The organism is Caulobacter sp. NIBR1757 (assembly GCF_027912495.1).
GTDB lineage: Bacteria > Pseudomonadota > Alphaproteobacteria > Caulobacterales > Caulobacteraceae > Caulobacter.
In genome coordinates, this window is record NZ_CP115463.1 from 3,910,781 (window position 1) to 3,933,514 (window position 22,734).

General features: G+C 68.5%; 12 protein-coding genes. 7 read left to right on the forward strand and 5 right to left on the reverse strand.

The genetic code is table 11. The annotated features are described in order from the left end of the window. Positions 1-16 precede the first annotated feature (16 nt). Positions 17-9,628, reverse strand: a complete 9,612-nt coding sequence (locus O5I81_RS18820) for a hypothetical protein (protein ID WP_271066398.1) — start codon at positions 9,626-9,628, stop codon at positions 17-19. Positions 9,629-9,892: 264 nt separating this feature from the next. Between O5I81_RS18820 and O5I81_RS18825 the strand changes: the two genes are divergently transcribed. After that, the gene (locus O5I81_RS18825) at positions 9,893-10,999 is read left to right on the forward strand and encodes a L,D-transpeptidase (protein ID WP_271066399.1); all 1,107 of its coding nucleotides are present in this window, start codon (positions 9,893-9,895) and stop codon (positions 10,997-10,999) included. 93 nt (positions 11,000-11,092) lie between these two features. Here O5I81_RS18825 and O5I81_RS18830 read toward each other — a convergent pair whose 3' ends face one another. After that, positions 11,093-11,749 (reverse strand): transposase, encoded by a 657-nt coding sequence (locus O5I81_RS18830; RefSeq protein WP_271066400.1) that lies wholly within the window; start codon positions 11,747-11,749, stop codon positions 11,093-11,095. 200 nt (positions 11,750-11,949) lie between these two features. On the opposite strand from O5I81_RS18830, the gene O5I81_RS18835 reads away from it, so the two are divergent. Continuing rightward, positions 11,950-12,621, forward strand: coding sequence for a nitroreductase (locus O5I81_RS18835; protein ID WP_271066401.1), 672 nt, complete (start codon positions 11,950-11,952; stop codon positions 12,619-12,621). Between the two features lie 72 nt (positions 12,622-12,693). Continuing rightward, entirely contained in the window at positions 12,694-14,499 is a 1,806-nt protein-coding gene (locus O5I81_RS18840; protein WP_271066402.1) for a hypothetical protein, read from the forward strand. A 32-nt stretch (positions 14,500-14,531) separates the two neighbouring features. Here the strand turns inward: O5I81_RS18840 and O5I81_RS18845 are convergent, their stop codons facing one another. Further along, positions 14,532-14,681 carry a hypothetical protein gene (locus tag O5I81_RS18845; RefSeq protein WP_271066403.1) on the reverse strand — a complete coding sequence of 50 codons (150 nt, stop codon included), beginning with the start codon at positions 14,679-14,681 and terminating at the stop codon, positions 14,532-14,534. 127 nt (positions 14,682-14,808) lie between these two features. Between O5I81_RS18845 and O5I81_RS18850 the strand changes: the two genes are divergently transcribed. From O5I81_RS18850 to O5I81_RS18860, 3 genes are read left to right on the forward strand one after another with little or no spacing between them, the layout of a single operon-like run. After that, positions 14,809-16,359 carry a toll/interleukin-1 receptor domain-containing protein gene (locus O5I81_RS18850; RefSeq protein WP_271066404.1) on the forward strand — a complete coding sequence of 517 codons (1,551 nt, stop codon included), beginning with the start codon at positions 14,809-14,811 and terminating at the stop codon, positions 16,357-16,359. After that, the gene (locus tag O5I81_RS18855; protein WP_271066405.1) at positions 16,356-17,069 is read left to right on the forward strand and encodes a nucleotide synthetase; all 714 of its coding nucleotides are present in this window, start codon (positions 16,356-16,358) and stop codon (positions 17,067-17,069) included. The genes O5I81_RS18850 and O5I81_RS18855 overlap by 4 nt, the downstream gene beginning before the upstream one ends. Before the next feature lie 10 nt (positions 17,070-17,079). Next, the gene (locus O5I81_RS18860) at positions 17,080-18,615 is read left to right on the forward strand and encodes a tetratricopeptide repeat-containing protein (protein WP_271066406.1); all 1,536 of its coding nucleotides are present in this window, start codon (positions 17,080-17,082) and stop codon (positions 18,613-18,615) included. Here O5I81_RS18860 and O5I81_RS18865 read toward each other — a convergent pair. After that, positions 18,612-19,295: a Crp/Fnr family transcriptional regulator gene (locus O5I81_RS18865; protein ID WP_271066407.1), complete on the reverse strand. Its 684-nt coding sequence runs from the start codon at positions 19,293-19,295 to the stop codon at positions 18,612-18,614. The two genes, O5I81_RS18860 and O5I81_RS18865, sit on opposite strands and share 4 nt — an antisense overlap. 61 nt (positions 19,296-19,356) lie before the next feature. Further along, a complete protein-coding gene (locus tag O5I81_RS18870) occupies positions 19,357-20,655 on the reverse strand; it encodes a polysaccharide biosynthesis C-terminal domain-containing protein (RefSeq protein WP_271066408.1) in 1,299 nt (432 codons plus the stop codon). Positions 20,656-20,780: 125 nt separating this feature from the next. On the opposite strand from O5I81_RS18870, the gene O5I81_RS18875 reads away from it, so the two are divergent. Further along, on the forward strand, positions 20,781-22,733 hold the full coding sequence (locus O5I81_RS18875) for an acyltransferase family protein (protein ID WP_348637296.1): 1,953 nt from the start codon (positions 20,781-20,783) through the stop codon (positions 22,731-22,733). The last annotated feature ends 1 nt before the right edge of the window (position 22,734 follow it).

A 22,734-nucleotide genomic window follows, 5' to 3' on the forward strand; every position in this document is an offset into this window, starting at 1 on the left:
AGAGCCGCCCGCCGGATCAGAGCAGGAAGTCGAGGGTGTTGAGGCTCTGGACCCCGGCGATCTGGACCTCGAAATCGACAACGCCGTCGCCGTTCAGGTCGCCCTGGACGATGGTGTTTCCGCCGCTGACCTCCCAGCGCACCTCGCCGACGCCACCGGCGCTGAAGGCGCCCGTGCCGATGTAGAGGAAGGAGTCGTCCGCGCCGCCGGCGACCGCGTCCAGCGCCCGCAGGTCGACGACGTCGGCCGCGTCCCAGTCGGTGATGATGTCGCGGTTGCCCGCCCCAACCCCGCTGTCGGTCACCGTCTGGATGACGAAGACGTCGCGGCCCGCCCCGCCGGAGAGGGAGTCGATCCCCGCGCCGCCGTAGAGGTTGTCGTTGCCGTCGCCGCCGACCAAGGTGTCGTTACCGTCCTCGCCGTAGAGCTTGTCGTTGTCAGCCCCGCCGAAGAGCGTGTCGCTCCCCAGGCCGCCGCGGAGGGTGTCGGCCCCGGCGGCGCCGTCGAGGGTGTCGTTCCCCGCGCCGCCGACGATGGTGTTGATGCTGGCGTTGCCCGTGCCGGTGAAGGCGCCGGTCCCGACGAACTGCATGATCTCCGTCTCGGCGGCCATCACGTAGCTGGAGGCGGTGACGCGGATGGTGTCCGTGCCGCCCGCCGCCAGTTCGACGATGACGTCGCCGGCGTCGTCGACGAGGTAGGTGTCGTTGCCGACCCCGCCGGTCAGGGTGTCGGCGCCCGCCCCGCCGTCGAGGACGTCGTTGCCGTCGCCGCCGTCGAGGGTATCGACGCCAGCCCCGCCGTTCAGCGTGTCATTGCCGATGCCGCCCGACAGGGTATCTCCCTGGGCGCCGCCGGTGATGACGTTGTTCAGCTCGTTGCCCGCGCCGGTGAAGGAGCCGGAGCCGGTGTACTCCAGGTTCTCGACATTGGCCGTCAGGCTGTAGCTAGCCAGGGCCGTGCGCACCCGGTCCGTGCCCTTGCCGGCGTTCTCGTCGACCACGTCGCCGACATCGTCGACGATGAAGGTATCGTTGCCGGCCCCGCCGAACAGGGTGTCAGCCCCCGTCCCGCCATCGAGGATGTCGTCGCCGTCGCCGCCCTGCAGGTCATCGACCCCGGCGCCGCCGTTCAGCGTGTCGTTGCCCACCATGCCCTTGAGGAAGTCGTCGCCGGCGCCGCCGTTGAGCACATTGGCCAGGCTGTTGCCGGTCAGGGCGACGTTGCTGTCGCCGATGTAGGTGGCGTTCTCCAGCGTCGCCGAAAGGGTGAAGCTGCGGGTGGTCAGGACCGTGTCGACGCCGCTGCTGTCGGTGATCGTGTCGCCGGCGTTGTCGACATGGTAGGTATCGTTGCCAGCCCCGCCGTCCATGGCGTCGGCCCCTTCGCCGCCGTCGAGGATGTCGTTGCCGCCCAGGCCGCTGAGGCTGTCGTCGCCGGCGCCGCCGGTGATGACGTTGGCCGCCGCATTTCCCGTGCCGGTGAAGCTTCCCGTCCCGCTGTAGGTCAGGTTCTCCAGCGCCGATCCCAGGGTGTAGCTGGCCAGGCTGGCGATGACGGTGTCGTTCCCGACGCCGCTCTCGGTGATCACGTCGCCGGCGTTGTCGACATAGTAGGTATCGTTGCCGGTTCCGCCCTGCATGATGTCGGCCCCAAGGCCGCCATCGAGGATGTTGTCCTGGGCGTTGCCGATCAGGACGTTGGCCAGGTCGTTGCCGGTGGCCGAGATGGCTGCGCCGGTCAGGGTCAGGCGCTCGACCTCGGCCCCGAGGGTGAAGTCGATGCTCGACTGCACCGTATCGATGCCGCCGCCGGCCAGTTCGGTCACCGTGTCGCCGACGTTGTCGACGATATAGGTGTCCGCGCCGAGACCGCCGGCCATGGCGTCGGCGCCAAGACCGCCGTTGAGGACGTTGGCCGCGCCGTTGCCGATCAGGCTGTTGTCCAGCTCGTTGCCGGTCAGGCTGACCGCCGCCGCGCCGATGGCGATCATGGTCTCGACCGAGACGCCGGCCGCCAGGACGTAGCTGGCGCTGGCCTCGACGGTGTCGGTCCCCTGACCGTCCAGTTCGACGATGATGTCGCCGGCCGAGCCGACCACGTAGGTATCGTCGCCGAACCCGCCGATGGTGGTGTCCGTGCCGCCCAGGCCGTCGAGCCGGTCATTGCCCGTACCGCCGGTGATCACGTTGGCCAGGGTTGTGCCTGTGCCGGTGAAATTCCCGGCGCCGGTGAAGGTCAGGTTCTCCAGCGTCGTCGAGCCGAGGGTGTAGCTGTTGAGCGTGGTCTGGACGGTGTCGATGCCGCCGCCGACGTCGGAGATGGTGTCCCCGACATTGTCGACGACATAGGTATCGTCGCCGGCCCCGCCCTGCAGGATGTCGGCCCCGAGGCCGCCGTCCAGGACGTTGCTGGAGGCGTTGCCGACCAGGGTGTTGTCCAGCGCGTTGCCGGTGGCGCCCACCGCCCCGGCGGCGGCCAGCAGCACCAGCTTCTCCAGCTCGGCGCCCAGGGTGTAGCTGCCGCTGGAAACCTCGACGGTGTCGGTCCCCTCGCCCGCCAGTTCGGTGATCAGGTCGCCGTCGGTGACGCGGTAGGTGTCGTTGCCGGCCCCGCCGATCAGTTCATCCACACCGGCGCCGCCATCGAGGAGGTCGTTGCCGAGGCCGCCGACCAGGCGGTCCTGGCCCGCCGTGCCGGTCAGGCTGTCATTGCCGTTCTGGCCCTGCAGGTCAGCCGCGTTGGCCGCCCCGCCGGTGACGGTATCGACGACGTTGCTGGTGGCGAGGGTCGAGACGTTGACCGCCCCGGCCTTCAGGCCATCCGGACCATCGGCGACGTACTCGAAGCTGGCGTTCGGGCCGGTGGCGACGATCTGCAGGCGGCCGTCCGTCAGGGTGACGATGGCGTTGACGACGTTGCGCACGCCGACCACGCTGTAGCCGCCGGCCAGGCCGTCGTTGGCCAGCAGCACCTCGGCCTTGAGGTCGGAGGCCAGGGTGCGGGTGACCGCCAGGGCGTCGGCCGCCAGGGTGAGCGGCGCCAGGCTGGCCAGGCTGACCGTCCCGTCGTCGAACTGGAAGAGCTCGACATTGCTGACCGTATCGACCCCGTCCGGACCGGTGACGGTGACCACGCCGCCGGCCCCGAAGGCGAAGCTGTAGGCCGAGCGGGCCCCGAAGAAGACGGCCGTGTCGGTATCGGCGCCGCCGTCGAGGCTGTCATTGCCGCGGCCGCCGATCAGGGTGTCATTGCCGTCGCCGCCGTCCAGCGTGTCGGCGCCGATCAGGGCCTCGTTGCCGTAGGCGCGGGCCATGTCGTTGACGGTGACGATGGGACCCGAATAGCCGAACGGGCTGTCCAGAGCGATCTCGCCGTCGCCGAGCAGCAGGTCGGCCCCGCCGCCGCCGCCGAGCGTATCGTCGCCCGCCGAGCCGGCCAGGGTGTTGGCCGCGCCGTCGCCGGTGATGGCGTCGGCGAAGGTGGAGCCGGAGACGTTCTCGAAGCCGTTCAGGGTGGTGACGCCCTGTTCGGTATTCTGGACGCCGCCCTGCAGGGTCAGGTCGACGGTGACGCCGGCGTTGGTGATGTCGGTGCCGTTGCCGTCGAAGCTGACGGTGTCGACGCCGTCGCCGCCGTTCAGGGTGTGGGCGCCGTTGCCCACCTGGATCAGGTCGTCGCCGCCCTGGCCGTCGATGACATCGTTGCCGGTCACCCCCGTGCCGTTCGAGCCGCCCCAGATCCAGTTGGCGTTGTCATCGCCGGTCAGCACGTCGCTGAAGGCGGTGCCCGAGAGGTTCTCGATGTTCAGCAGGGTGTCCATGCCATGGCCGGTGTTCTGGGCCACGCCCTGCAGGCGCAGGTCGACGGTCGCGCCGACCTGGGGATCGAAGGACTGGGGCGAGAAGGCGGCGCGATCGACGCCGTCGCCGCCGTCGATGATGTCGTTGCCCTCGCCGCCGCGCAGGAAGTCGTCCCCCGAGCCGGCCTCGATGTGATCGTTGCCATAGTTGCCGCCAAGCGCGTCGGCCCCGGCCCCGCCGATCAGGTGATCGTCGCCGTCCCAGCCGTAGGCCTGGTCGTTGCCGTCGCCGCCGTCGAGCTCGTCAGCGCCCTCATAGCCATCGAGGTAGTCGTCGCCGCCGGCGCCGCGGATGACGTCGTCGCCCGCCGTGCCTTCGAGGTAGTCGTCATCCGGGCCGCCTTCGATGGCGCTGGTCAGTTCCAGCGTCTGGTCGTCGAACTGCAGGAATTCAACATTGCTGACGGTGTCGGTTCCATCCGGACCGCTGACGGTCCAGGTGGCGGCGTCCAGCCGGGTGACGGTGTAGGCGCCCCGTAGGCCGGCGAAGATCGCCGTGTCGCTGTCGGCGCCGCCATCGATGAGGTCGTCGCCCCGGCCGCCGCGCAGGACGTCGTCGCCGGCCCCGCCGTTCAGGGTGTCGGCGCCGCCGGGAACCTGGGCCGCGACGGTGACGTCGTCGAAGACGGTCAGGGGGCCCGACAGGTTGGCCGGGGCGGTGTCCGGGCCGACCGAGCCGTCGCCCAGCAGGAGGTCGGCGCCCTCGCCGCCTTCAAGGATGTCGTCGCCGCCGTCGCCGGCCAGCAGGTTGGCGCCGGCGTCGCCGGTCAGGACGTCGTCATAGTACCAGCCGTTGAGGTTCTCGATGCCGGTCAGGGTCATCATGCCCTGGCCGGTATCCTGGGCCGCGCCCTGCAGCAGCAGGGAGACGGTGACGCCGCCGGTTTCGAGGTCGGTGTAGGCGAAGGTGTCGACGCCGTCGCCGCCATCGACGCTGTTGGCGCCGTGGATGACGCTGAGATAGTCGTCGCCGCCCTGGCCCTCGAGGCTGTCGTCGCCGCCGGAGCCGGCGATCCAGTTGGCATTGTCGTCACCGATCAGGGTGTCGGCGAACTGGCCGCCCGACAGGTGTTCGATACCGATCAGGGTGTCCATGCCCTGGCCGGTGTCCTGGGCCGCGCCCTGCAGCCGCAGGTCGACGTGCAGGCTGACGGTGGTGTCGAAGAAGGCCGCCCGGTCGAAGCCCTCGCCGCCGTCGATGAGGTCGTCGCCGTCGCCGCCCTGGACGTAGTCGTTGCCCTCGCCGCCGTGCACCGCGTCGTTGCCGGCGTTACCGCGGACCTGGTCGTCGCCGAGCCCGCCCTGCAGCACGTCGTCGCCGCCCTGGCCGCGCAGGACGTCATGGCCGTCGCCGCCGTCGAGGCTGTTGGCGGCGCCGTTGCCTTGCAGGAAGTCATTGAAGGCCGAGCCGATCACCCCCTCCACGCCGGAGAAGCTGTCGATGCCCGTACCGTCATTGACGCTGCCCTGGCCCAGGTTGACGCTCACCTCCGCCGCGTTTTCGGCGTAGCTGATGATGTCGAAGCCCGCGCCGCCCTGCAGGTTGTCGGCGCCGATGCCGCCGATCAGGATGTCGTCGCCGCCGCCGCCGATCAGGACGTCGTCGCCATCGCCGCCGTCGAGGATGTCGGCGCCGCTGAGGGCGGGATTGGCGTAGGCCTCGGCCGTGTCGTTGACCGTGACGATGGGGCCGGAGTAGCCGTAGGGGCTGTCGAGGGCGACTTCGCCGTCGCCGAGCAGGACGTCCGCCCCGCCGCCGCCCGACAGGCTGTCGTCGCCCGCCGCGCCGGCCAGGGTGTTGGCCGCCCCGTCGCCGGTGAGGACATCGTCGAAGGCCGAGCCGCTGACGTTCTCGAAGCCGTCGAGGACGGTGAGGCCCTGTTCGGTGTCCTGCGAGCCGCCCTGCAGGGTCAGATCGACGGTGACGCCGACGCTGGTGATGTCGGTGCCGTTGCCGTCGAAGCTGACGGTGTCGACGCCGGCGCCGCCCTGCAGGTCGTGGTTGCCGGTCCCGACCTGGATCAGGTCGTCGCCGCCCTGGCCGTCGATGACGTCGTTGCCGGTCGCCCCCGTGCCGTTGGAGCCGCCCCACAGCCAGTTGCTGTTGTCGTCGCCGGTGAGGACGTCGTCGAGATAGGTGCCCGAGAGGTTCTCGATGCCGATCAGGATGTCCATGCCGTGGCCGGTGTCCTGGGCCACGCCCTGCAGGCGCAGGTCGACCGTGGCGCCGGCCTGGACGTCGAAGGATTGCGGGCCGAAGGCGGCGCGGTCGTTGCCCTCGCCGCCGTCGAGGATGTCGTCGCCCTCGTTGCCGCGCAGATAGTCGTCGCCCGAGCCGGCCTCCAGATGATCATTGCCCAGGTTGCCGCCCATGAAGTCGGCGCCGGCCCCGGCCTGCAGGTGGTCGTCGCCGTCCCAGCCGAACAGCTGGTCGTTGCCGTCGCCGCCGTCGATGTCGTCATTGCCGGCATAGCCGTCGACATAGTCGTCGCCGCCCAGGCCCTGGATGACGTCGTCGCCTTGCGTGCCTTCCAGGTACTCGCCGGCCTCGGTGCCGACGATCGGCGCCGCGCCGGTGAGGCTGACCGTCTGGTCGGAGAAGCGCGCGAACTCCATGTCCTTGAGGGTGTCCACGCCGTCGGGACCGCTGACCGTCCAGGTCGTCGCGTTGACCTGGGTCAGGGTGTAGGCCGAGCGCAGGCCGCTGAAGAAGGCGGTGTCGCTGCCCTCGCCGCCGTCGAGGCTGTCGTCGTCGGCCCCGCCGGTCAGGGCGTCGTCGCCGCCGCCGCCGACCAGCTCGTCATTGCCGGCGCCGCCGTCGAGCGTGTCATTGCCGATGAACTCCTCCAGGCCGAACTCGGCCCGGACGTCCCGGGACACGACGATCTGGCCCGAGGCCTCGAAGTCGCCCCGGTCAACGCCGATGGTTCCATCGCCGTACAGCTTGTCGGCGCCATCGCCGCCTTGCAGCGTGTCATCGCCCACGGCGCCCGCCAGAATGTTGGCGGCGGCGTCGCCGGTCAGGATGTCATTGAACTCGCCGCCGGCGAGGTTCTCGATCTCGTCGAAGACCATCTCGCCGATGCCGGTCTGCTGGGCCGTATCGCCCAGCGCCAGGGACGCCGTGACGCCGACCTCGGCGTCGTCGAACAGCACCGAGTCGCTGCCCTCACCGCCGATCAGGCTGTGGCTGCCGGCCCCGACCACCATCAGATCGTCGCCGCCCCGGCCATCAAAGGTATCGTTGCCGCCGTTGCTTCCGAAGGCGTTGGCGCCGGCATCGCCGCTGAAGGTATCGTTGCCGAAGGTGCCGTAGAGGTGCTCGATGCCGACGAAGGTATCCAGGCCGTAGCCGGTGTTCTGGGCGCCGGTGATGGCCAGGTCGACGGTCGCGCCGTTGACCGGGTTGGCGGAGTCCGCCTCGATGGTCGCCGTATCGAAGCCGGCGCCGCCGTTGAAGGTATCGTCGCCGAGGCCGCCGATCAGGTTGTCGTTGCCGTCCTGGCCGCTCATCACGTCGTTGCCGAGGCCGCCGATCAGGTAGTCGTCGGCGCCGCCGCCGGCCAGCGTATCGTTGCCGGCCTGGCCGTAGATGGCGTTCTCGCCGGCGTCGCCGCTGAGCGTATCGGCCTGGGCCGAGCCGGAGAGGTATTCGAAGCCGGTCAGGACATCATTGCCCCAGCCGGTGTTCTGGGCCGAGCCCTGCAGGGCCAGGCTGACGGTGACGCCGATCGTGGCGTCGCCGTAGGTGACCACGTCGCCGCCGGCCCCGCCGTCCATGACGTCATCGCCGAGGCCGCCGGTCAGCTGGTCGTCGCCGCCGTTGCCGATCATCGTGTCGGCGCCGGCGCCGCCGAAGTTGAAGTTGCCGGTGTCGTCACCGATCAGGGTGTCATTGCCCGAGCCGCCGTTGACGTTCTCGATGCTGTTGAGCGTGTCCATGCCGCCGGCGCCGGTGTTCTGGGCCGTGCCCTGGATCCGCAGGTCGACCGTGACGCTTGTGGTGAATTCGCCGTAGCCGGCGGTGTCGAAGCCGGCCCCGCCGTTGAGCGTATCGGCGCCGCTGCTGCCCTGGAGGTTATCATTGGCGTCGCCGCCGTTCAGCGTATCGTTTCCGGCCCCGCCCAGCAGGGTATCGTTGGCGCCCAGGCCGTTGAGCGTATCGTCCCCGTTGCCGCCGTTGAGGTTGTTGCTGGCGCCGTCGCCGGTCAGGCTGTCGGCGAAGCCCGAGCCCGTGAGGTTCTCGATGCCGTTCAGCGTATCCGCGCCCGCCGCGCCGGTGTTCTGGGCCTGGCCCTGCAGCGAGAGGCTGACGGTGACGCCGCCGGTCGCGTTGTTGTAGCTGGCGTTGTCGAAGCCGGCGCCGCCGTTCAGGGTATCGGTCCCGTCGTTGCCGACCAGGGTATCGTTGCCGTCGCCGCCGTTCAGCACGTCGTCGCCGAGCCCGCCGTCCAGGTAGTTGTTGCCCGCGTCACCGGTCAGGGCGTCGCCGTACGCCGACCCGCCGAGCTGCTCGAAGCCGGTCAGGAAATCGATGCCCGCGGCGCCGGTGTTCTGGGCCTGGCCCTGCAGCAGCAGGCTGACGGTCACGCCGGCCGTCGAGTCGTAGTACTGGGCCATGTCGCCCGTGCCGGCGCCGCCATCGAGCGTATCGTTGCCGAGGCCGCCCAGGATGAAGTCGTTGTCGTCCCCGCCCGAGACGGTGTCGTTGCCGGCCCCGGCGTTGACGTTGTCGCTGCCGGCCAGGGTGCTGATCACGTCATCGCCGGCCTGGCCGTCGATGAAGTTCTGGCCGCCGTCGCCGGTCAGGGTGTCGGCGAACTGCGAGCCGGTGACCTGTTCGATGTTGGTGAGGGTGTCCACGCCCTCGCCGGTGTTCTGGCCGGTGGTGATGCGCAGATCGACGGTCACGGCGTTGGCGGCATTGAAGAAATCGGCGCGGTCCAGGCCGTCGCCGCCGTCCATGACGTCATTGCCGAGGCCGCCGCTGAGCGTATCGTTCTCGCTCCCGCCCTGCAGGGTATCGTTCCCGTCGGCGCCGCGCAGGTAGTCCGCTCCGGCCCCGCCGGCGATGAGGTCGTCGCCGCCGTCGCCGTCGACGTAGTTGTTCTGGCCGTCGCCGGTCAGGGTATCGCCGTGATTGTGCGAGCCGTAGATGTTCTCGACGTTGGTGAGGGTGTCGAGGCCCTGGCCGGTGTTCTGGGCCTGGCCCTGCAGGCCCAGGTTCACCGTCACCCCGCCGGTGGCGTTGTAATAGCTGACGCCGTCGCCGGTCCCGGCCCCGCCATCCATGGCGTCGTCGCCGTCGCCGCCCTCGAGATTGTCGTTGCCGCCGCCGCCGGCCAGCAGGTCATTGCCGGCGCCGCCGAAGATGTAGTTGTCGGCCCCGTCGCCGGTCAGGATGTCGTTGAAGCCCGAGCCGGCCAGTCCCTCGATGCCAATCAGGGTGTCCATGCCGGCGCCGACGGTGTTCTGCGCCACGCCCTGGATGTTCAGATCGACCGTCACGCCGGCGGTGGCGCCGTAGTAGGCGGCCTGGTCGGTGTAGGTCTGGGCGCCGCCGTTCAGCGTATCGGCCCCGGCCCCGCCTTCGAGCCGGTCATCGCCCCCTTCGCCGTTCAGCGTATCGTCGCCCTCGCCGCCATTGACGTAGTCATTTCCCTCGCCGGCGTTGACGGTGTCATTGCCTTCCAGCGCCTGGATGTTGTCGTCGGCGGGGGTGCCGGGGATGGTTTCGCCGGTCGAGGAGCCAGTGATGTCGGCCATGGTGCGGTTTCCTTACAGCTGGACAGGCGGCCGGGCGCGGGGCGCCGGGCCGGGTGGGTTACGCGATCGAACGGTGGGCGAAGGTCCCCCCGGACTCTGAAGAACAGCGTCCGACGAGGGGCGGGCGTCAGGCCATCCCCATTTGCGGTATGTCGTCGAACGGAGGGGACGCGCCGCCGACCCGAACGGGCGGCGTTCACGGCTGGGCCGCAGGCTTTGACTCTCGAACCGGAACCGGTGGAACCCCTCATGGCTTACAGGGGTATGATTGCTCGACCCCTGTTCGCCGTGACGACCGTCACGCTCCTTCTGGCCGCGTGCGGCCCCGCTTCGCAACCCCAGGCGGAAGGCCCGGCCATCCCGCCTCAGGAAGGCTCGCCGACGCCGTCACCGGCCCTGGCCGGCGGCCTGTCGCCGGGCGCGGTCAACCAGGCTCCGTTCGCCGTTCCGCCGACGGACGAGGCGCGGGCGCCGGCCGTGCTGCGGGCGCAGATCCTGCTCGACCGGGCCCGCTTCTCGCCCGGCGTCATCGACGGCACGGCCGGCGAAAACCTGCGCCAGGCGGTGGCGGCCTATGAGGAGGCGAACGCCCTGCCGGTGGACGGCGAGATGGATGAACAGGTGTTCGCCAAATTGACCGCCGCCGACGCCCGGCCGGTGCTGGCCGACTATCTGATGACCGAAGCGGACGTGAAGGGCCCCTTCGTCACCCTCGGCGACAAGATGACCGAGCAGGCCAAACTGCCGGCCATGGGCTTCGAAAGCGCCAAGGAGGCGCTGGCCGAGAAGTTCCACATGACCGAGGAGCTGCTGGACCAGCTGAACCCCGGCGCCGACTTCACCCGGGCCGGGACGAAGATCGTCGTCGCCCAGGTCGGCGACGACGCCCTGCCGGCCGATGTGGCGCTGATCGAGGTCGACAAGGCCGACAAGGCGCTACGGGCCTATGGCGCCGACGGCAAGCTCTTGGCCTTCTATCCCTCGACCATCGGCAGCGACGAGCGGCCGGCCCCCGAGGGTCTGCTGAAAGTCACCGGCGTGGCGCAGAACCCTACCTACACCTTCGACCCGAAGCGGCTGACCTACAGCCAGCCCGGCGTGAAGGGAAAGCTGACCCTGCCCGGCGGTCCGAACAATCCGGTCGGCAGCGTCTGGATCGGGCTGAGCAAGGAAACCTTCGGCATCCACGGCTCCGGCGAGCCGAGGGAGATCGGCAAGAAGTTCAGCCACGGCTGCATCCGCCTGACCAACTGGGACGCCCAGGAACTGGCCGGCAAGGTCAAGGCCGGCGTCAAGGTCAGCTTCGTCGAGGCCTCGGCCGGCGGGCTGCGCGAGGAGCAGGCGAAGGCGAAGCCGCAGGCAAAGACCTAGTTAATTGGGGACACGCACCATTTTCCAGAACTACTGCGCTCGCCTCCGCACCGGCGTAGACGGAAAATGGTGCGTGTCCCCAATTAACGCCGATTAACGGGGCGGTCGGCCTCTGGGGCGGGCGGTCAGGGAGACGCCGAGCTCGGCTTCCAGTCTGGCGATGAAGGCGTCGGCGCCAAGAGGCCGGCCCGTACGCTCGGCGGCGCGGATGGCGTCAAGCTCGCCGTCCGGCATGTCCCCGGCCAGAAATTCGGCCCAGTCCGGCAGGCGTTCGAGCAGGGGATCAATATCGACCAATCCGTCCGGCCTTGCCGTAAGATGGGCCCGGGCGCTGGACCAGCGCCAGTCGCGCGGGGCGTCGACCAGACGGGCTCGCACGGGATTGAGTTCGATGTAGCGCGCGGCGGCAAGGAGATGACGCTCGTCCATGACCACCGACGAGAACCGCCCCTGCCAGAGAAATCCGCGCCAGCCTTCCCGACGATTGATCCGCCGGGTGTAGGCGGCATGAGTCTCGCCCAGAGCGGTTCTGAGGCTGGTTTCCGTCGACGGGACCAGGGCCAGGTGGACGTGGTTGGGCATCAGACACCAGGCAAGAACCTGAACGCCGTGAGCCTTGCAACGGTCGGACAGCAAATCCCGATAGGCGGCGTAGTCGTGATCGCTGAAGAAGGTCTGCTGACGGCGATTGCCGCGCTGGGTGACATGGTGCGGCAGACCCGGCGCCACGATGCGCGCGTTACGAGGCATGGCGATTGCTCCACGTCGGAACATAAGAAGAACATGAACTCGGTCTTCTGTGAAGCGGCGTAATCGGGATGTAATTGGGGACACGCACCATTTTCCCGAGCCGCTGCGCCCGCCGCCCATCGGGCCGTGGGCGGAAAATGGTGCGTGTCCCCAATTACCCAACTAAAGCTGGTCGCGGCGAATCCACCGGAGCGACCCCCTTGCTGCTAGACGACGCCCTGCGCGCCCGCCGCTCCATCCGCGCCTTTCGGCCCGATCCGGTGCCCGAGGCGCTGGTCCGCGAACTGCTGGAGGCGGCCAGGCTCGCCCCGTCAGGCACCAACATCCAGCCCTGGAAGGTGCATGTCGTGGCCGGCGAGGCGCGCAGCCGGCTGGAGCGCGAGGTGCTGGCCCACCGAGAGACCGATCCCGAGGACAGCGGCGCGGAGTTTCCCCGCCGGACCGGGGCGCGGCGCGATCCCTACCTTGGCCGCATGCGCACGCTCGGCAAGGCGATGTACGGCCTGCTGGAGATCCCCCGGGGGGACCAGGCGGCCAACTGGCGCCAGTGGGGGCGCAACTACCAGTTCTTCGACGCGCCGGTCGGGCTGATCTTCACCATCGACAGCGACCTGGACGCCATGAGCTTCCTGGACATCGGCATGTTCATCCAGACCCTGATGCTGGCCGCCGCCGCCCGGGGCCTGGGGACCTGTGCGCAAGGGGCCTGGAACAACTACTGGACGGTGACCAAGCGGGTGCTGGGCGTGCCGGATGATCAGCACGTCGTCTGCGGATTGTCGCTGGGGTGGCCGGACGAGACGGCGGCGGTGAATTCACTGGTGGCCGAGCGGGAGCCGGTGGACGGGTTCGCGGTGTTTCACGGGTTCTGAGGGGACAGGTTGATTCTCAACACGTTCCCATTCGGGCTTGTCATTTGCCTGTATGTTTTATACAATAACAGCATGCCCGCTTCGATAAGACCCGCCGCCCCGGCCACGCCCGGAGGCATCTCCTCGCATCTCGAGATCATCCGCGCCGCGGGTGGCCCCACCCGGCTGGGCCTGTCCCTGGGAATACCCCGGACGACGGTCAGCAGCTGGCGCACGCTCGGCATTCCCGAAGACCGGTGGCCATTGTTCGTGGCCCGGGGCCTGGCCGCCGACGTCGAGACCCTGAAGGCCGGAGCGGAGGCGCTGGGGACGCGCAAGAAGCACCGCCCGCCGCCGCCCGACAAGCCGCCGACCCGGCGGGAGCTGAGGGCGGCCAAGGGCGCCAGCGGCGGGCTGGAGGCCTTCTGCCGGCTGATCGACATTCCCGGGGCCGGACCCGGGCGGAGCCTGCCGCTGGCGGCGCATCACCGGCTGTGGCTGGACAAGCTGGAGGCCGTCGAGCGGGGCGAGATCCGGCGATTGATGGGGTTCATGCCGCCGGGGTCGGCCAAGTCGACCTATGCGGTGGATGTGTTCACGCCCTGGTTCCTGGCCCGGGCGAAGAACCGCAGCGTGCTGACGGTGACCTATGCCACGGCCCTGGCCGGGCGGCGCGGGCGCAAGGCGCGGAGCGTGACGCGCCAGCCGGTGTTCCAGCGGCTGTTCGGGGTGGCGCCGGAACGCAGCCAGGCCAGCGTTCTCGACTGGGGTCTGGATAACGGGTCCGAGTGGATGGGGGCCGGGATGCTGGCCGGGATCACCGGCAACCGGGCCGACCTGATCGTCATCGACGACCCGGTCAAGGGCCGGGCCGAGGCCGACAGCGAGCTGATCCGGCGGCGCACGCGCGAGGAGTTCGACGACACCGTCCGCACACGGTTGAAGGCCGGCGGCCGCATCGTGCTGATCCAGACCCGCTGGCATGAGGACGACCTGGCCGGGAGCCTGTTGCCGACTGACTATGACGGGCGGTCGGGGCCGGTGCTGTGCCGCGACGGCGAGGTCTGGGAGGTGGTGTCAATTCCCGCCCAGGCCGAGCGCGAGGACGATCCATTGGGGCGGTCGGTCGGGGACTATCTGTGGCCGGAGTACTGGCGCGAGGATCACTGGAGCCAGTTCAAGCTCAACCCGCGCACCTGGAACGCCCTGTACCAGCAGCGGCCGCGGCCGGTGGAGGGGAGCTATTTCGAGCGGGGCTGGTTCAGGCGCTTCCAGGAGCATGAGCTGCCGAAGACGCTGCGGTATTATGGGAGCAGCGACTATGCGGTGACCGAGGGCGGCGGCGACTTCACGCGGCTGACGGTCTGGGGCGTCGATGCGGCGTTCAACCTTTGGCGGGTGGCAAGCTGGGGCGGCCAGACCAGCGCCGACCAGTGGATCGAACGCCAGTGCGACCTGATCGCCGATTTCAGGCGGCGGGGCGGCATCCGCCGCTGGTTCGGCGAGGCGGGGGTGATCCAGCGGGCGGTAGAGCCGATGCTGCGGGCCAAGATGCGGGCCCGGTCGGTGAGCTGTCCGCTGGAGTGGCTGAGCTCGGGGCAGGACAAGGCGACAAGGGCGCGGTCGGCGCAGAGCCTGGTGCGGGAAGGTCGGATCTTCGTGCGCGACGACGGCGATGGCGACTGCTTCATCGACGAATGCGTGGCGTTTCCGCTGGGGCGGTATGACGACGAGGTGGACTGCCTGTCGCTGATCGGGCGCTCGATCGACCGGCTGACGGCGCCGGTGGAGAGCTGGCGGCGGCGGGAGCCGGAGTATGCGGAGGGGTTCAATCCGCTCGATCCCTATGCGGGGCGGGAGATGGAGTGGGCGGACTTTGTGGCGTCGTTCGACGACTGAGGCGGCGCCATATGAAGCGGGGGCACGTTGGATCAACGTGTCCCCTCCAAGCCGGCCTTGGCCACGCCGGTGTCGCTCCGCCAGTCGAAGCGGATTCCGCCGACAAACTGTCCATCACCATTGGTGGTGAGGTAGATCGGCAAGCCCAACGCCGCGACCTCGTTGCTGGCGTCGTAGACCATCTATGCCTGCCGACGGACCGCCACGCCGTGACGCCCGTGACGCCATTCGGAGTTGTTAACCCTGCATACGTCTGTCAGCTTGACCGAACAGCGGTCGGGGGACGCTTGGATGGCGGATGGATCGGGAGTGAGCGGCGCGCAGTACCGCGCCTTCATCAGCTACAGCCACCGCGACGCGGTGTTCGCGGCGCGCCTGCACCGGCGGCTCGAAGGCTATGTCCTGCCCAAGCGGCTGGGCGCCGGGCGGCGGTTGACACCGATCTTCAAGGACCGCGAGGAACTGCCGGCGGCGCATGACCTGAGCGCCCAGGTGCGAGCGGCGCTGGCGGTGTCCGAATGCTTGATCGTGGTCTGCTCGCCGGATGCGGCGGCCTCGCCATGGGTCGGGCGGGAGATCGAGCTGTACCGGGAACTGCATCCGGATCGTCCGATCCTGGCGGCGTTGATCCGTGGGGAGCCGGCGGAGGCGTTTCCGCCAACGTTGGCCGACGGCAGCGTTGAGCCACTGGCGGCGGATTTCCGCAAGAGTGCGGACGGCGAACGGCTGGCGCTCCTGAAGTTGGTCGCCGGGATCGCTGGAGTTGGCGTGGATCAGCTAGTGCAGCGCGACGCCCAGCGGAGGCTGCGAGGCGTGATGGCGGTCACGGGAGCCGCTGTAGCCGGGATGCTAGCTATGGGGACGATGACGGCGTTCGCTCTGGAAGCACGGGCGGAGGCGGAGCGTCAGAGGGCGGAAGCCGAGAAGCTGGTGGAGTTCATGCTGACCGATCTGAGGCAGGAGCTGAAGGGCGTCGGCCGCCTGCCGGTGATGTCATCAGTCAATCGGCGGGCATTGGACTATTTCCACGCACAGGACCTTGATCAATTGCCGGACGAGGCACTTGAGCAACGTGCCCGTTTGCTCCTGGCCATTGGCGAGGACGACACCGCTCAGAACCAATTGGCCGCCGCCAGCGCCCAGTTCGACGAGGCTTGGCGAGTGACTGGCAGGTTGCTGGCCAAGACTCCGGACAATCCCGATCGCTTGTTCGCTCATGCGCAGAGCGCCTATTGGCGCGGCTTTGTCCACTACAAGCGCAAGGAGACCGCAGCGGCCCGGCGCGACTTCGAATCCTATCGCATGCTTGCCGACCGCCTGCGCCGCGTCGAGCCCGGTTCGGTGCGCGGCCTCCGCGAGCTGGCCTACGCTGACGGCAACCTTTGCACGCTCGCCAATGAACAGGAACACGATCTGGACCAGGCGCTGGCGGCCTGCCAACGGGCCCTCGGTGGGATGCGAAAAGCTCAGGCTCTCAGACCTTTGGACCGAGCGCTCGCGCTAGATATGTCGACCCGCTGGGCCTGGCTGGCTGATGTCCACACGAGCCGCAAGGACTTCGCCGCCGCCCGCGCCAGCCGCTTGGCTCAGGCCGAAATCCTCAAGACCTTGCTGGCTGCCGACCCCCTCAACGCGGAACTGCGGGACAACTGGGGTGTCTGCCATCGCGGGCTGGCGCTGATCGCCTATCGCAGCGGCGATTTCGCAGTCGCTCGTCAGAATCTTCAAATCGCCCGGACAGTGTTTCGCGAACTCTCAGCCTTGGACCCGGCGAACGCGCGATGGCGGGACCAGGCGGCGTTCTCTGACAAGGCAATCCGGATGCTGGAATCACCGTCCCACAGAAAGGGTCAACAATGAGCAGTTTCCCCAAACCGACCGATCTCATCAGTTCGATGGACCTTAGGTTGCATCCAACCTTTGAAACTCATCCGACTGAGCTTGAGGATCCGAAGCCGTTCAAGCCCTTTGAGTTCATTCACCGGGTCATTACGGTCAGGCCCAGGGGGTCATACAGCGGCCCCTTGGGTCCGACCGGTGTTCTGTACTACGACTTCCACGCGGCGACAAAGACCAAGCCGCCCCAAGGGCACAACGGCTACGGCCAGCCGTTCAAGCGCAGCACCGTCACACCAGAGAAGCAGGTGCAGGCTTTCATCAAGAGTACGATTGGCGCGGGTGTCGACTATGACGCCATCGCCGGGCACGGCATTGTGCCAACGCCCTACGACATTCCCATCATGAATCAGTGCTTCATCATTCTAGAGCTCGATCGAAAGCTCAAGTGGCGGTTCGCCAAGGGATCACCGGGCGTGACCACGCAGGAGTTCCACGGCACCGACAACTTTGGTCTTGTGTGGCGCAAGACCGCAACAACCTTTAGCAATCCAGCCAGCGAGCCGATGATCACAGACGGCGGTTGCAAGGTGTTGTACTTCAAGGTTGGCCGGCGGCGTACGGATGTTCAGAAGCTCAACTTCCACATCGAGTTCGAGTGGGCCCCGGGCCAGTACATTCCAATGATCTTCGACCCCAGTATTCCTGACAACGGCGGCGCAAGCTTCCCGTAGAAGGATTCCAGTGCCCCCCTCCCTCCTCCCCATCATCGCCCACGCCCGCGCCGGCGCCCTGGACCACGCCCTGCGGCTGTTCCAGGACGCCGGCCTGGACGCGGTCACCGACGACGCAGCCGTCTTGTCGCTCAAGGGCCGGCTGCTCAAGGACCAGGGCCGGCGGGCGAGCGGGGAGGCGCGGCGGGCCTTCTATGCCCGCTCGGCGGAGGCCTATGGCGCCGCCGGGGCGATGAACTGGGCGACCTATCCGTTGATCAACGCCGCCAGCCTGTCGCTGCTGGCCGGGGAGCCGGCGCGGGCGGCGGCGCTGGCCGAGAAGGTGCTGGCGCGGCTGGACCAGGGGGACGCCGAGCCCGACACCCCCTACTGGCGCGAGGCCACACGGGCCGAGGCCGAGCTGTTGCTGGGCCGCACGCATGAGGCCTGGCTGACCCTGCAGGGGGCGGTGGCGCTGGCCCCGCGCGCCTGGGAGGATCATGCCTCGACCCTGCGCCAGTTCGCCCTGATCCTCGAGGCGCAGGGAGAACCGGCCGACTGGCTGGAGCCCTTTCGGCCGCCGCGGGCGCTGCATTTCGCCGGCCATCTGGGGGTCGATCCGGACGATGCCGGCCTGGCCACGCGGGTGGCGGAGGTCCTCGAGGCGGAAAACATCGGTTTCGGCTTCGGCGCCCTGGCGGCGGGGGCCGACATCGTCATCGCCGAGGCGCTGCTGGCGCGGGGCGCGGAACTGCATCTGGTGCTGCCAGCCGGGCGGACGGCGTTCCGGGCGGCCAGTGTGGAAGGTCTGGGCGACGCCTGGGCCGATCGGTTCGACGCCGTGCTGAGGGAGGCCGACACCGTCGCCGTCATCGGCGGACTGACCGGCCGGCCAGACCCCCTGAGCCTGAAGCTGGCGGCGCGGGCCGCCATGGGGCGAGCGGCGATGCAGGCCCGGCTGCTGGCCAGCGAGGCGGTGCAGCTGACCATCCCCGACACCGACGCGGCCTTCACCTCATGGGCCCGTGAGACCTGGACGGCGGCCGGGCGGCGAGGCCTCAGTCTCCCGGCGCCGCGCGTCGGGTCCGTGCCGGCGGCGGCCAGGCTGGAGACGCCGCAGGGCGCGCGGATCGTGGCGGTGCTGGCCCTCGCGCCTCTGGACGGCGAGGCCGAGACCGTCGCGCCCGCGCTGCTCGCCGCCCTCGCGCCGGCCGCGCCGGTGTGGACCGGCCAGGCGCTGTTGCTGAGTTTCGAGACCTGTGAACAGGCGGTCGCCGCCGCCCGCCTGGCGTCGCCGCTGCTGGGCGCCGGCCGCATCGCCGGGGCGGCGGGCATCGGACGGGAGGTCTCGGGCCTGCTGATGGGCCGGCCGACGGAGATCGCCGCGCGGCTGCTGGCCTCCGTGCCGCCCGGGGCGGCGCTGGTCGATGCCGTGTTCGCCAGCCTGCTGGCCGCCGGTCCCGATGGCGAGGCGGTCCCCTGCGAGCCGGTCGGCGAACTGCCCCCCATGGGCGCCGAGCAGCCGGGCGACGACATCGACCGGGGGGTCTACAGCCTGAACCTCTAGATGACGTCCGCCTCGATGGCGCGGGGCGAGACGAGGACGATGGCTCCGCCTTCGCGGCGGATCTGGCCACGGCGCTCCATCTTGCTGATCTCGCGCGACACCGTCTCGCGGGTCGTCTGGATACGCACCGCCAAGCTGGACCAGACCGGCACAGGGCGGATCACCCGCCGGCCGCCCTCATCGACGGCCATGCGCAACAGCTCGGCCCGCGTGCGCCCGGCGGCGGTCAGGGTCATCCGCTCGACCATCCGGCCGGTGGCGCTGCGCAGCTGGCGGAGCAGCAGTCGCGACACGGCAAGGCCGACGGCGCTGTGCGCCTCTATCAGCTCCAGGAAGTCGCCGCTCAGGAACAGGGCGGCGCGCAGAGTCTCGACCGCCACCACGTCGGCCGCCTGGGGCCCGCTGTCCAGCGCCGTGATGGCTCCAAACAGGTCGCCGTCCTCATACTCCTGGACCAGGGCCAGCTGGCCGTCGACGCCACAGACCAGCGCCTGGGCCCGGCCGGCCATGACCAGCCAGGTGTCGCTGCAAGGGTCGCCCTGGCGCAGCACCACGGCCCGCGCCGCATAGACGCGGTTGGCGGCCCGCCGCGCGACCGCCTCCGCCGTCGCCGGCGAACAGGCGAACACGCGCGCGACGAACGCAATCAGATCGGCCCCCGGCTCCATGAGGGCGAGCATAAGGCCCGTCAGGCGAAGTGGATACCGGTTCGCCGACCGGACGGGCCGCAAAAGGGAACAGTTAGCGGCGCAGCAACCGCCACGCCGACCAGACGCCGGTATCGATGCCTAACAGCGTCCGCGCCTGGCTCCACAGGATCAGGTTCATCACCACCATCTGTCCGAGATAGGCCCAGGCCGCGCCATCGACCCCGTAGCGGGGGATCAGCACCACCCCGAGCCCGGTATGCACCAGCAGCGCCGCCACAAAGGCCGCCGCCGCCCGTCGCTCGTGCCCGCTCATGATCAGGGCCGAGGCTGCGGCGCCGAACACCGCATTGCACAGCTGGGCCAGGGTCATGACGGCCAGCGCCGGCCCGGCGGCGGCATAGGCTTCCCCGAACACCAGCCCCATCAGCGGCCCGCCGGCCAGGCCGAACAGCGCCACGAACGGCAGGCAGGTCACCGTGGCCAGCAGAGCGCCGACCGCCGCCGTCCGACCCAACCCCTCGCGGTTCGCCTTGGCGTGCGCGGCGGCGAAGCGCGGCGCCAGGGCGGCGATCACGGCGGTGTAGCCCAGGCTGGCGATCAGCGAAGTCTGGATGGCCGGCCGGTACAGCCCGACCGTCTCGGCCCCGTCCAGCCCGGCCAGCAGCACCCCGATCTGGCCGTTGATCAACAGCGCTCCGCCGGTAACCCCCATGGGAACCAGCGCCGCCAGCCAGACGCGGCTGTGATAGATGGGCGCCGCCAGCGCCAGCTGCGCCGGCTTCAGCCGCTGGTACAGCCACCAGCCGACCGCCAGGGCCGCCAGGCTGGACAGCGCCGTCATCGCCATGGCTTCGTCCGGCCCCAGCTTGCGCCCGACCAGGAACACGACCCCAAGCCCCGCCAGGAACACCGCCGGCTTTAGCACCAGATCCGGCCATTGCCCCTGCGCCACCGCCCCCCACCCCCTGAGCACGCCGCCCCGCAGGGCGGACAGCGGAATGAGCGGAATCAGGGCGACGCCCCAGAGAACGGTCGCGGGGTCGCTGCGGCCCCAGGGGGTGAGGAGCGCGGCGATGGCGGCGACGGCCGCGATCACCACGCTGGACACGGCAACAAACTGATGCAGCCGCGTAAGCAGCCCCCTCATCAGCCCATAGTCCCCCCGCGCCTTGGCGGCCGCGACCTCTCGCAACGCCAGGGTCGGCGCGCCGAACATGGCCGGGACGGTGAGCACGGTGGCGAAGGACAGAACGAAGGCGTAGACGCCCAGCCGGGCCGGGGCCAAGACGTGGGCCAGCACGACTGAGCCGGCGAACGCTAGCCCGACATTGAGACCCTGGATGGCCATGGAAGCGATGGCGCCCCGCAACATCGCGCTGGTCCTAAACATGATCATCGCATAGCCAATCGGCGGAGTGGCCGCTAGCAGGACGTTGTGTTCCCTGGCGGCCGACCTAAAAGTGCGGCGACTATCTTCTGCGGGGCGTTTTGAAGCATCGAACCGATATCGACGGATTGCGCGCCCTCGCCGTCCTGCCCGTGGTGGCCTATCACGCTGGATTGTCGCAGATGCCCGGCGGCTTCGTCGGCGTGGACGTGTTCTTTGTGATTTCCGGATACCTGATCATGGGTATCGTGGCCGAGGAGCTTGCCAGAAGCAGCACGGACGGCAAGGCGTCGCTGTCGCTCGCTGGGTTCTATGAAAGGCGCATCCGGCGCATTTTCCCAGCCCTGTTCGCAATGCTCACAGTAACTGCGGTCGCCGTGAGCATTCTGCTGACTCCCGCAGAAGTTGTCGACTATGCATGGACAATGGTGGCGTCGGTATTCTCCGGCTCCAACATACTTTTCTGGCTCGACACCAACTACTTTGAGCAGGCCGCTCATCAGAAACCGCTTCTACACACCTGGTCCCTCTCCGTCGAAGAGCAGTTCTATCTGTTCATGCCGGTGGGAGTTTTTCTGCTTTGGCGCTGGCGACCCAGTTGGGGTGCACTGGCAGACCGGAGCAGCGATCTAAAAATTCCGCGCCGCGTAAAGCTCTCAATACTCTTAATAGCGGTCCTGTCTTTCGTTTTGAGTTGGTGGGGGTCTCAATGCCAGCCGACCGCCAGCTTTTATCTGCTGCACACTCGCGCTTGGGAGCTGGCACTCGGAGCACTTTTGGCATTGGGAGCATTGCCGGTTCTGCGAGCCTATTGGGCACGAGAACTAACAGCTACTATCGGGTTGGTGGCAATCGCAGCTTCGGTTCTTCTGCTTACGGCAGAGACTCCGTTTCCTGGGGTAGCCGCCCTTGCTCCGTGCCTTGGTGCGGCGGCTTTACTCCATGCCGGGAGCGCAGGACCGACCGTGGTAGGCCGGTTGCTTTCTTTGAAGCCGGTGCAGTTTTTTGGCCTAATCTCCTACTCGCTGTACCTGTGGCACTGGCCGGTCATCGTACTTCAGCGCGCCAGCTTCTTCCTTGGCGAAGGTCTCGATTCCAAGGTCGAGAAGGCGCTGATGATCACCCTTTCCGTTCTTTTAGCTTGGGTTTCATTTAGGGTCATAGAGCAACCATTTCGCGGTCGCAGTTGGCTTTCTCCCGGCGGTCGTTGGCTGACCCGAAATCAAATGTACGCCGCCGGGGCAATGGGGGCGGCCGCATTGTCAGCCGTTGCTGCGCTGCTCATCTGGTCTGGCGGCTTCCCGGCTCGGATGTCAGCCCAAGCAAATCGTACAGCCGCCCTCCTTACCCAAAGCCCGCTTCTCACGATGAAGGACCCGACCTGCATGGCCGGCATAGGTTTGCGGGATCGGGTTGATGCCGGAAGATGCCTAGGCCTCGCCCGTGACAAAAAGAATGTGCTGCTCCTAGGCGACAGCCATGCCGCTCACCTTTGGTCTGGCCTCTCGGCAGCGCTCCCCGAGGCGAATTTGATGCAAGCGACCGCTGGAGGCTGTCGGCCGACATGGCCGTCAAAGAGCAAGGACGTCATCTGCAATCAGTTGCTCACCGATATCTACGTCAGCAGACTAGGAAGCGCGCCCCCGGACCTAGTGATCTTGGCTGCACGATGGGAACCTTCAGACGTTCGGGCCCTAGAAAATACATTGGTCAAATTCCGGCAACTCGGCGTCCCGGTCGTCGTCCTCGGTCCCGTTCCCCGCTATGACCAATTGCTGCCGCGCCTGTTAATCGCGGCGGAGCAGAAGGCAGACCCTTCCTTGCCCGAAAGGCACCGAATGGGCCTCGTCCCGATTGCAAACGAACGGCTAGCGAGGGTGACTGCAATAAGCGGCGTTCCCTACATTTCCCTGTATGATGCGCTTTGCGAAGCAAGCGGCTGCCAGACTCGAACTCCAGCCGGCGACCCCTTGCAGTATGACGGTGGCCATCTCACGCTTCAGGGGTCGGCGTACGTCGGCGACCTCGTTCGTCCGCAGCTCGAAGCCATTGTATCGACTTCTCAGTCGAAACAACGTTAGG